The sequence below is a fragment of the Streptococcus sp. HMSC073F11 genome (assembly GCF_001810785.1).
Taxonomy (GTDB): Bacteria; Bacillota; Bacilli; order Lactobacillales; family Streptococcaceae; genus Streptococcus.
In genome coordinates this window covers 40,899-51,417 of sequence record NZ_KV802684.1, presented here as the reverse complement: position 1 = coordinate 51,417, position 10,519 = coordinate 40,899, and the positions used below count along the sequence as shown (strand labels likewise).

Sequence of the window (10,519 nt, the reverse complement as noted above, 5' to 3'; positions counted from 1 at the left end):
AGTTTTTAAATTTTTCCTTGGTTTTCCAATTTCTCTTAGTGGTTATTAACTTAGCTTCCATTTTGCTCACTGTTTACCTCACTAGGGAAATGAGGATAAGAGAATTTGAAGATGATGATTTGGTTAGTCCTAGAACCAATCAACTCATGTATATAGGCTTGACAGGGTTTATGTCTATTATTTGTTTGTATAGAGGTGTCACAGCAGGAGAATCTTACCAACAACTAATTGCCTATATTGGCGCTATTCTCTGCTTGATTATCATGCTTCTGCTCATTTGGGGTTTGAAGTATTATAAAAAGTAGAGGAAGGGTTTTCTTCTTAATCTGGGACTAGTCTAAAGACTGGCAGGAGGAGGTCATCATGTATAAACACTTATTTTTCCTAGATTCCAAAACCTTAGACTGGTTGACGCCTTATATTCTGGTTTTGGCTTCTGACACCATTGCCTTTAATGTTTTTGTGCTAACCTTTGTATCTGCGGTGGTCTTTAATTCCCTAAATTCCATGCTAGCTTTAATGGCTATCTTCTTAGGGGCTGGCTATGTGGTCGGATTTTGGTTACTAAAATGGTTTGTTTTGGAAAGGTTAGAGTTAAAGGATGACTTGTAGGGAAGTTTGTTTGTTGAGGAGGCTAGTTTTATGGAGTTTTTTGATAAATTTCATGCCTTTTGTTTTGGATTTTTAGTACTACTAATCGTCATTACAGTTCCTTATACGATTAACCATGGGGATTTTTTTCAAAATGAATCTGAATTGATTATTGTAAGTCTTCTAGTAACCTCGATGAGTGTTGCTTATGCTAGAAAGTTTGAAATGATTTCTTTTGGGATGTTAAGCAAGAAAGAACTTTTGCTTTTTATTGCAATTTTTCTTCTAAGTGTACTTGAGACGCTGGTTTATATTCATTTCTTCGCTGTTTCTTCTGGCGCAGGAGTTCAACACTTGGAGGAAGTCAGTAGAGGAATTTCTCTGTCTTTGATTTTGACTTCCTCAGTTTTTGGTCCCATCCAGGAGGAACTCATTTTCAGAGGACTTCTTCAAGGTGCCGTTTTTGACAATTCTTGGTTAGGGCTTGTGCTAACTTCCTCTCTCTTTTCTTTTATGCATGGACCTTCTAATGTCCCTTCGTTTATTTTTTATCTACTTGGGGGCTTGTTGCTGGGCTTTGCCTATAAAAAGAGCCAAAATCTATGGGTTTCTACTCTAGTTCACATGTTTTACAATGCTTGGCCACTCTTATATTATTTATAAAAATCACGAAAAGGTAAGCAGAAGACGGTGCTTGCCTTTTTCTTTCTATAATGATACCCAATCCAATCCATAGGCTTTTCTTTGAGAATCGGGTTAGAGCGGTTGACGAATAGGCCAAAAACTAGTAGAATAGTAAGGAAACTTTATACGGAGGAAAGAAATGGATTTGGGTGATAATGAGCTAACACTGACTCCCATACCTGGGAAAAGTGGCAAAGCTTATATGGGTAGCTATCCTGATGGGAAGCGCATCTTTGTAAAAATGAACACCTCTCCAATCCTACCTGGTCTAGCTAGAGAACAAATTGCTCCACAATTATTATGGAGTCGCCGTTTGGCAGATGGGCGTGATATGTGTGCTCAAGAATGGTTGACAGGCAAGATATTGACCCCCTATGATATGAATCGTAAACAAATCGTCAATATCTTAACCCGTCTGCATCGCTCACGTCCGTTGATGACACAGTTGAGTCGTTTGGGGTATGCCATGGAAACACCTGTAGATTTACTACAGTCTTGGCAGGAAACGGCTCCAGATGCTTTGCGTAAAAATCATTTTATCAGTGAAGTGATGGCTGATTTACGTCAGACTATTCCAGGATTTAGAGAGGACCATGCGACCATTGTCCATGGAGATGTACGACATAGTAATTGGATTGAGACAGACAGTGGCTTGATTTATTTGGTGGATTGGGATTCGGTTCGTTTGACCGACCGCATGTTTGATGTGGCCCATATGCTCTGCCATTATATTCCAGAACATCAGTGGAAGGAATGGTTGACCTATTACGGTTACAAGTATAATCAAACGGTATTAAATAAATTGTATTGGTACGGTCAATTGTCTTATTTGAGCCAGATTTCCAAGTATTATATGAACCAAGATTTAGAAAATGTCAATCGGGAGATCCATGGCTTGCGTCACTTCCGAGACAAGTATGGAAAGAGAAGATGAGAGTTAGAAATCGTAAAGGGGCGACAGAATTACTAGAGGCAAATCCCCAGTATGTAGTCCTCAATCCCTTGGAAGCCAAGGGAAAATGGCGGGACTTGTTTGGCAATGATAATCCCATTCATGTGGAAGTTGGAAGTGGAAAGGGTGCCTTTGTTTCAGGTATGGCCAAGCAAAACCCTGACATCAACTATATCGGGATTGATATTCAAAAGTCTGTTTTGAGCTACGCTTTGGACAAGGTGCTTGAAGTTGGAGTGCCTAACATCAAGCTCTTGTGGGTGGATGGTTCTGACTTGACCGACTACTTTGAAGACGGTGAGATTGATCGCTTGTATCTGAACTTTTCAGATCCTTGGCCTAAAAAACGCCATGAAAAGCGTCGTTTGACCTACAAGACCTTCTTGGATACCTTCAAACGTATCTTGCCTGAAAATGGAGAAATTCATTTTAAGACGGATAACCGTGGCTTGTTTGAGTATAGCCTAGTGAGTTTTTCTCAGTATGGCATGAAACTCAATGGTGTCTGGCTTGATTTACATGCCAGTGATTTTGAAGGCAATGTCATGACAGAATACGAGCAAAAATTCTCCAATAAGGGTCAAGTTATCTACCGAGTTGAGGCTCAGTTTTAATCTAAAGAGATTTCAAAAACTGTTTCGCATTCAAAAAGTTATCATATATTCTAAGGATTTAGTTCTGTATTGCACAGAATTAAGTCCTTTTAGTTTGATTTCAAAACAGGTGTTTTTTACTAAGTGTGTATTTGCGGCCAGATAAGTGGTATAATGGAAAGGTTATGAGAAATAGTATAAACCCTCTTGTATTCTATCTTTTCTTTTTCCTTGTGATAGTTGGTTTGATTTTTTCTGATTACCAACAACGTGATAGTTGGTTTGATTTTTTCTGATTACCAACAACATAGACAAGTAGAGGTGCAAGCAGAAAAAGAGGTTCAAGTAGAAAAAACTGAAACAACTATTGAAACCAGTAAAGGAGAGGAAAATAAGGTTATCGAAGACAGATTGGCCACGATGACCTTGGAGGAGAAAGTAGGACAATTATTTTGGGCCAGAGTTCCTTCTAATCATCAGATAGAAGATCTTCAATCCTATCATTTGTCTGGTTATATCTTATTTGGAAGAGATTTTGAGGGGCGAAGTTTAGAGGATATAAAGACTTTGACAAAAGACTACCAAGCTGCTGCCAAGATTCCTTTGTTGATTGGTTCAGATGAAGAAGGAGGGACAGTAACTCGTATCAGTTCGATTTTAGAAACTCCTTTCCAATCTCCTATGGCACTTTATCAGCAAGGGGGAATGGAGGCGGTGCTTTCTGATACGAAGCAAAAGGCAGAACTGTTAAAATCTGTTGGGATCAATGCTGGTCTTTTCCCAGTTGCAGATCTTGCAAGGAATCAGTCAGCCTTCATTTATGATCGAACGATTGGACAAGATGTCCAAACAACTGCAAGCTATGTTCAGCAGGTCGTAGAAGAACTTAAAGAGAGTAAGGTTGGATCAACCTTGAAACATTTTCCAGGATATGGCGATAATGGAGATAGTCATACCGCTATTATCCAAGACAACCGTTTTTTAGATGAATTGAGACAAGCAGATTTTCTTCCCTTTCAAGCTGGGATAGATGCAGGGGCGGATAGTGTCTTAGTCTCTCACAATATCTTATCTAAAATTGACACAGTGCCATCATCTATCTCACCGAAAATCACTGACCTTCTTCGGAAGGAACTGCATTTCAAAGGTGTCATTATGACGGATGATTTTGATATGGCAGGAATAGCTGATTTTGTCAGTCAGGACGAGGCTGCTTTTCAAGTGATTTTAGCTGGAAATGATCTGATTCTAGGGTCTTCCTATCAAACCCAGATCCCTTATTTATTAAAGAAAATTTCCTCTGGAGAATTGACAGAAGAACGTATTGATGAGTCTGTGAGACGTGTTTTAACTTGGAAATACGACTTAGGATTATTAGGAGCGGCGCAGTAAGTCTTGTAAGCCCAGACAAAAAGCTTCAAGGTCAAATCCTTGCAGGTTAGCTTGATTTGTGTTATACTTATAGCAAGAATATGAGAAAGAGAGGCGGGGAAATATCTTCGCCTCTTGCTTATGAGGAGGTGGACGCAATCGCAACAATCGTAGAATTAGTCAGAGAAGTTGTAGAACCTGTCATAGAAGCGCCTTTCGAACTCGTGGATATCGAGTATGGAAAGATTGGCAGTGACATGATTCTCAGTATTTTTGTAGATAAACCCGAAGGGATTACCTTGAACGACACGGCAGACCTGACAGAAATCATCAGTCCTGTCCTAGACACTATCAAGCCAGATCCCTTCCCAGAACAATATTTCCTAGAAATCACCAGTCCAGGCTTGGAACGTCCTTTGAAAACCAAGGATGCTGTCGCTGGAGCAGTTGGGAAATACATCCATGTCGGGCTCTACCAAGCCATTGATAAGCAAAAAGTCTTTGAAGGTACCTTGGTATCCTTTGAAGAGGACGAGTTGACCATGGAATATATGGACAAGACACGTAAGAAAACCGTTCAAATTCCATACAGTTTAGTATCAAAAGCACGTTTAGCAGTTAAACTATAGAAAAGAAAGGATAGCTTTTGAGGATTCAAAAGTAAAAAGAACATGAGTAAAGAAATGCTAGAGGCCTTCCGCATTTTGGAAGAAGACAAGGGAATCAAAAAAGAAGACATCATCGACGCGGTAGTAGAGTCACTTCGTTCTGCTTATCGCAGACGCTATGGTCAATCTGACAGCGTAGCTATTGACTTCAATGAAAAAACAGGTGACTTTACTGTCTATACTGTTCGTGAAGTTGTTGATGAAGTATTTGATAGCCGTTTGGAAATCAGCTTGAAAGATGCCCTTGCCATTAATTCAGCCTATGAACTTGGTGACAAAATCAAGTTTGAAGAAGCACCTGCTGAGTTTGGTCGTGTAGCAGCTCAATCTGCTAAACAAACCATCATGGAAAAAATGCGCAAGCAAACACGTGCCATCACTTACAATACTTATAAAGAACATGAACAAGAAATCATGTCTGGTACAGTAGAAAGATTTGACAACCGCTTTATTTACGTCAACCTTGGCAGCATCGAAGCCCAATTGTCCAAACAAGACCAAATCCCTGGAGAAGTCTTTGCTTCCCACGACCGTATCGAAGTCTACGTTTACAAGGTTGAAGACAATCCTCGTGGTGTCAACGTATTTGTTAGCCGTAGCCATCCAGAAATGATCAAACGCTTGATGGAGCAAGAAATTCCAGAAGTCTACGATGGAACTGTTGAAATCATGAGCGTAGCCCGCGAAGCTGGTGACCGTACGAAAGTTGCCGTTCGTAGTCACAATCCAAACGTGGACGCTATCGGGACAATCGTTGGACGTGGTGGTGCCAATATCAAGAAAATCACCAGCAAATTCCACCCAGCTCGCTACGATGCCAAGAGTGATCGTATGATTCCTGTAGAAGAAAACATCGACGTTATCGAGTGGGTAGCAGATCCAGCTGAGTTTATCTACAATGCCATCGCACCGGCAGAGGTTGACCAAGTTATCTTTGATGAAAATGACAGCAAACGTGCCTTGGTTGTTGTACCTGATAACAAGCTTTCTCTTGCTATCGGTCGTCGTGGACAAAACGTTCGCTTGGCAGCTCATTTGACAGGTTACCGTATCGATATCAAGTCTGCCAGTGAGTTTGAAGCTATGGAAGAAGCAGGTCAAGTTGATTACGCAGTTGCGGATGAATTGATCGAAGAATAAAAGCTGCTAGAGGAGGGAAAGATGAAAACAAGAAAAATCCCTTTGCGCAAGTCTGTTGTATCCAACGAAGTGATTGATAAGCGTGATTTGCTCCGCATTGTCAAGAACAAAGAAGGACAGGTCTTTATCGATCCGACAGGCAAGGCCAATGGCCGTGGCGCTTATATCAAGCTAGACAATACAGAAGCCCTAGAGGCAAAAAAGAAGAAAGTCTTTAACCGCAGCTTTAACATGGAAGTGGAAGAAAGCTTTTATGACGAGTTGATCGCTTATGTGGATCATAAAGTGAAAAGAAGAGAGTTAGGACTTGAATAAGCAAAAGATAAGCAATCTCTTGGGACTTGCTCAACGAGCAGGCCGGATCATATCGGGTGAGGAATTGGTGGTCAAGGCCATCCAAGCTCAGAAAGCCAAGCTAGTCTTTCTAGCCCATGATGCTGGCCCCAATCTAACCAAGAAGATTCAAGATAAAAGTGACTATTATCAAGTAGAAGTTATAACCGTGTTTTCAACACTGGAATTAAGCATAGCAGTCGGAAAATCGAGAAAGGTTTTGGCTGTGACAGATGCTGGATTTACAAAGAAAATGAGGTCTCTTATGGAATAGAAGAGGAGGACATGATTTGTCTAAGAAAAGATTGTACGAAATCGCAAAAGAACTTGGAAAAGAAAGTAAAGAAGTTGTAGCGCGTGCAAAAGAGTTGGGCTTGGATGTAAAAAGCCACTCATCGAGCGTGGAAGCTGCTGCTGCTGAACAAATCGCAGCTAGCTTTAAACCAGCTGCTCCGAAAGCAGAAGCAAAACCTGCGACACCAAAAGCAAGTGTAGAAAAGAAAGCGGAAAAGCCTGCATCAGCTAAACCAGTAGCTGTTAAGGAAGAAAGCAAACCAGCTACACCTGCAGCTCCTAAGGAAGAAAAAGTGGTGGCTGCAAGACCACAGAGTCGAAACTTCAAGGCGGAGCGTGAGGCGCGTGCCAAAGAGCAGGCAGAGCGACGCAAACAAAACAAGGGCAACAACCGTGACCAACAACAAAACGGCAACCGTCAGAAAAACGACGGCCGTAATGGTGGCAAACCTGGTCAAGGAAACCGCGACAATCGCCGATTTAACGATCAAGGGAAGAAACCACAAGGTCAAGGAAATCGTAGCAATGATCGCCGTCAGCAACAAGACTTCCAGCCAAAACAAGCTGGACCACGTGTTGACTTTAAAGCCCGTGCAGCAGCCCTAAAAGCAGAGCAAAATGCAGAGTATGCACGCTCAAGCGAGGAGCGCTTCAAGCAATCGCAAGCTGCTAAAGAAGCCTTGGCTCAAGCTAATAAACGCAAGGAGCCAGAGGAAATCTTTGAGGAAGCCGCTAAGTTAGCTGAACAAACTCAGTCAGCCGTAGCAGTAGCTCCTGTAGCTAAAGAAGCGCCAGTGGATACACGTCGTAAAAAACAAGCTCGACCAGACAAAGAACGTGACGATTATGATCACGAAGAAGATGGTCCTAGAAAACAACAAAAGAATCGAAGTAGTCAGAATCAAGTGAGAAATCAAAGAAATAGTAACTGGAATAACAACAAAAAGAATAAAAAAGGCAACAAGCAAAATAACCGCAATCAGGCACCAAAACCTGTTACAGAACGTAAGTTCCACGAATTGCCAACAGAATTTGAATATACAGATGGTATGACTGTTGCGGAAATCGCAAAACGTATTAAACGTGAACCAGCTGAAATCGTTAAGAAACTCTTTATGATGGGGGTTATGGCCACACAAAACCAATCTTTGGATGGTGACACCATTGAACTCCTATTGGTAGATTATGGTATCGAAGCCAAACAAAAGGTTGAAGTGGACAATGCGGACATCGAGCGTTTCTTCGTCGAAGATGGTTATCTCAATGAAGATGAATTGGTTGAGCGTCCACCAGTTGTGACCATCATGGGGCACGTTGACCATGGTAAAACCACCCTTCTAGATACCCTTCGTAACTCTCGTGTTGCAACAGGAGAAGCAGGTGGTATCACTCAGCATATTGGTGCCTACCAAATCGTTGAAAACGGCAAGAAGATTACCTTCCTTGATACACCAGGACACGCGGCCTTTACATCGATGCGTGCGCGTGGTGCATCTGTTACCGATATCACCATCTTGGTCGTAGCGGCAGACGACGGGGTTATGCCTCAGACTATCGAAGCCATCAACCACTCAAAAGCAGCCAACGTTCCAATCATTGTAGCCATCAACAAGATTGATAAACCTGGTGCCAACCCAGAACGCGTTATCGGTGAATTGGCAGAACACGGTGTCATGTCAACTGCTTGGGGTGGAGATTCTGAGTTTGTCGAAATTTCAGCTAAGTTCAACCAAAATATCGATGAACTCTTGGAAACGGTCCTTCTTGTGGCTGAAATCCAAGAACTCAAGGCAGACCCAACAGTGCGTGCGATCGGTACCGTTATCGAAGCTCGCTTGGATAAAGGAAAAGGTGCGGTCGCAACCCTTCTTGTTCAACAAGGTACCTTGAATGTCCAAGATCCAATCGTTGTCGGAAACACCTTCGGTCGTGTCCGTGCCATGACCAATGACCTTGGTCGTCGTGTTAAGGTTGCAGGACCATCGACACCAGTATCTATCACAGGTCTAAACGAAGCACCAATGGCGGGTGACCACTTTGCCGTTTACGAAGATGAAAAATCTGCGCGTGCAGCAGGTGAAGAACGTGCGAAACGTGCTCTTATGAAGCAACGTCAAGCTACCCAACGTGTCAGCCTTGAAAACCTATTTGATACGCTTAAAGCGGGTGAACTCAAGTCTGTTAACGTTATCATCAAGGCCGACGTACAAGGTTCAGTTGAAGCCCTTTCTGCCTCGCTTCAAAAGATCGATGTAGAAGGTGTCAAAGTTACCATCGTTCACTCAGCGGTCGGTGCCATTAATGAATCTGATGTGACTCTTGCGGAAGCTTCAAATGCCTTTATCATCGGTTTCAACGTGCGCCCTACACCACAAGCTCGTCAACAAGCAGAAGAAGATGATGTAGAAATCCGTCTCCACAGCATTATCTACAAGGTTATCGAAGAGATGGAAGAAGCCATGAAAGGAATGCTTGATCCAGAATTCGAAGAAAAAGTTATCGGTGAAGCAATCATCCGTGAAACCTTCAAGGTATCTAAAGTGGGAACCATCGGTGGATTCATGGTTACGAGTGGTAAGGTTACCCGTGATTCTAAAGTCCGTGTTATCCGTGACGGTGTCGTAATCTATGATGGCGAACTCGCAAGCTTGAAACACTACAAAGACGACGTCAAAGAAGTTACAAACGGTCGTGAAGGTGGATTGATGATTGATGGCTACAATGATATCAAGACTGATGATGTGATTGAGGCATACGTCATGGAAGAAATCAAACGTTAAGATTTTTGCTCCTTTCTTAGGTGGTGAGGGACGCAAGCAAACCGATGGTTTCATTGCTTATTTTTGAGCCTAAGGTCTCAAAAATCCCCTGTGATGGGACTGATAAATCAGTTCCATCACTTTCACCACAGTGAAAGAAGCAGGTGATTTCAAATTGAACGTCGTTTCAATTTGAATTAAAAATCAAGAAATTTAAAAATAGCTAGGTCTGCTGGCCTAGCTTTTGGTTCAAAGTAGAGAAAGGAATATCATGGCAAATCATTTCCGTACGGATCGTGTGGGCATGGAAATCAAGCGTGAAGTCAATGAGATTTTGCAAAAGAAAGTCCGTGATCCGCGTGTCCAAGGTGTGACCATTACAGATGTTCAGATGCTGGGTGACTTGTCTGTTGCCAAGGTTTACTACACCATTTTGAGTAACCTGGCTTCGGATAATCAAAAAGCTCAAATCGGGCTTGAAAAAGCAACTGGTACGATCAAACGTGAACTTGGTCGCAATTTGAAATTGTACAAAATCCCAGATTTAACCTTCGTCAAAGACGAATCCATTGAATATGGAAACAAGATTGACGAAATGCTACGCAATCTGGATAAGAATTAAGCAAGAGGGGACACCCTCTTTTTTGGTGGAGAAATGGCAATAAAAAATACTGGGGAATCTTTCTAGAGTAAAAAATTGTTAAAAAGCTTTATAAAACTCAGCTTGTATGATAGTATAGAAATTGGAAAGAGTGAGATGAAATGATTTCTTATCAATGACTAGCTAGTCTGGTATAGCAATCAGCTAGAAACTGCAGTTAGACGAGGGAAGGTAATATGGGGTTCATAAAAATTCTAGCCAAGACTTACGGGAATTACTTTTTTGTGATGCAAAGCGTCAAAGTTCTGAAGAACATGAAAAAAGACGACAATGCTCTAGTAGGATTCGGGAAAGTACTGCTTGCTGACAAACTGATGGATGTAGCCCAGTGGCTCGCAAAACCAGAGGATAAGGAATAACTTGAAATGAAAGAAACTAGCAGGAATTCCACTGCTAGTTTTTTAATCTCTTCCCATATGGTATAATATAAGCAGTAAAATCATTTTATACTCTTCGAAAATCTCTTCAAACCA

At 41.8% G+C, this 10,519-nt stretch carries 13 protein-coding genes; all 13 read left to right on the top strand.

Annotated features, from left to right (window positions below; translation table 11 throughout):
- Positions 1 to 305: immunity protein (locus HMPREF2764_RS00920; RefSeq protein ID WP_261673647.1), on the top strand; the 305-nt coding region annotated here is incomplete at its 5' end.
- Between the two features lie 58 nt (positions 306 to 363).
- Positions 364 to 612, top strand: coding sequence for an immunity protein BlpZ (gene blpZ, locus HMPREF2764_RS00915; RefSeq protein WP_049502002.1), 249 nt, complete (start codon positions 364 to 366; stop codon positions 610 to 612).
- A gap of 30 nt (positions 613 to 642) precedes the next feature.
- Positions 643 to 1,254 carry a CPBP family intramembrane glutamic endopeptidase gene (locus HMPREF2764_RS00910; protein WP_070526473.1) on the top strand — a complete coding sequence of 204 codons (612 nt, stop codon included), beginning with the start codon at positions 643 to 645 and terminating at the stop codon, positions 1,252 to 1,254.
- A 160-nt stretch (positions 1,255 to 1,414) separates the two neighbouring features.
- Complete coding sequence (gene ccrZ / locus HMPREF2764_RS00905) at positions 1,415 to 2,209, top strand: cell cycle regulator CcrZ (RefSeq protein ID WP_000362999.1); 795 nt, start codon at positions 1,415 to 1,417, stop codon at positions 2,207 to 2,209.
- Entirely contained in the window at positions 2,206 to 2,841 is a 636-nt protein-coding gene (trmB, locus tag HMPREF2764_RS00900) for a tRNA (guanosine(46)-N7)-methyltransferase TrmB (RefSeq protein WP_001266095.1), read from the top strand. The genes ccrZ and trmB overlap by 4 nt, the downstream gene beginning before the upstream one ends.
- 261 nt (positions 2,842 to 3,102) lie before the next feature.
- A complete protein-coding gene (locus HMPREF2764_RS00895) occupies positions 3,103 to 4,212 on the top strand; it encodes a glycoside hydrolase family 3 protein (protein ID WP_398578118.1) in 1,110 nt (369 codons plus the stop codon).
- A 128-nt stretch (positions 4,213 to 4,340) separates the two neighbouring features.
- The gene (gene rimP / locus HMPREF2764_RS00890; RefSeq protein ID WP_083306565.1) at positions 4,341 to 4,820 is read left to right on the top strand and encodes a ribosome maturation factor RimP; all 480 of its coding nucleotides are present in this window, start codon (positions 4,341 to 4,343) and stop codon (positions 4,818 to 4,820) included.
- A gap of 42 nt (positions 4,821 to 4,862) precedes the next feature.
- On the top strand, positions 4,863 to 5,999 hold the full coding sequence (gene nusA / locus HMPREF2764_RS00885) for a transcription termination factor NusA (protein ID WP_000032280.1): 1,137 nt from the start codon (positions 4,863 to 4,865) through the stop codon (positions 5,997 to 5,999).
- Positions 6,000 to 6,020: 21 nt separating this feature from the next.
- Positions 6,021 to 6,314, top strand: a complete 294-nt coding sequence (gene rnpM, locus HMPREF2764_RS00880; protein WP_000857568.1) for an RNase P modulator RnpM — start codon at positions 6,021 to 6,023, stop codon at positions 6,312 to 6,314.
- Positions 6,307 to 6,606 carry a YlxQ-related RNA-binding protein gene (locus HMPREF2764_RS00875; RefSeq protein WP_070526466.1) on the top strand — a complete coding sequence of 100 codons (300 nt, stop codon included), beginning with the start codon at positions 6,307 to 6,309 and terminating at the stop codon, positions 6,604 to 6,606. The genes rnpM and HMPREF2764_RS00875 overlap by 8 nt, the downstream gene beginning before the upstream one ends.
- A 16-nt stretch (positions 6,607 to 6,622) precedes the next feature.
- A complete protein-coding gene (infB, locus tag HMPREF2764_RS00870; protein ID WP_070526463.1) occupies positions 6,623 to 9,406 on the top strand; it encodes a translation initiation factor IF-2 in 2,784 nt (927 codons plus the stop codon).
- A gap of 250 nt (positions 9,407 to 9,656) precedes the next feature.
- Complete coding sequence (gene rbfA, locus HMPREF2764_RS00865; protein WP_001273601.1) at positions 9,657 to 10,007, top strand: 30S ribosome-binding factor RbfA; 351 nt, start codon at positions 9,657 to 9,659, stop codon at positions 10,005 to 10,007.
- A 215-nt stretch (positions 10,008 to 10,222) separates the two neighbouring features.
- A complete protein-coding gene (locus HMPREF2764_RS00860; protein WP_000505782.1) occupies positions 10,223 to 10,405 on the top strand; it encodes a hypothetical protein in 183 nt (60 codons plus the stop codon).
- The last annotated feature ends 114 nt before the right edge of the window (positions 10,406 to 10,519 follow it).

Excerpts from the sequence above, each read along its gene's own strand:
- blpZ (WP_049502002.1), top strand. The coding sequence starts at position 364 with ATGTATAAACACTTATTTTTCCTAGATTCCAAAACCTTAGACTGGTTG.
- HMPREF2764_RS00910 (WP_070526473.1), top strand. The coding sequence starts at position 643 with ATGGAGTTTTTTGATAAATTTCATGCCTTTTGTTTTGGATTTTTAGTA.
- ccrZ (WP_000362999.1), top strand. The coding sequence starts at position 1,415 with ATGGATTTGGGTGATAATGAGCTAACACTGACTCCCATACCTGGGAAA.
- trmB (WP_001266095.1), top strand. The coding sequence starts at position 2,206 with ATGAGAGTTAGAAATCGTAAAGGGGCGACAGAATTACTAGAGGCAAAT.
- nusA (WP_000032280.1), top strand. The coding sequence starts at position 4,863 with ATGAGTAAAGAAATGCTAGAGGCCTTCCGCATTTTGGAAGAAGACAAG.
- rnpM (WP_000857568.1), top strand. The coding sequence starts at position 6,021 with ATGAAAACAAGAAAAATCCCTTTGCGCAAGTCTGTTGTATCCAACGAA.
- rbfA (WP_001273601.1), top strand. The coding sequence starts at position 9,657 with ATGGCAAATCATTTCCGTACGGATCGTGTGGGCATGGAAATCAAGCGT.
- HMPREF2764_RS00860 (WP_000505782.1), top strand. The coding sequence starts at position 10,223 with ATGGGGTTCATAAAAATTCTAGCCAAGACTTACGGGAATTACTTTTTT.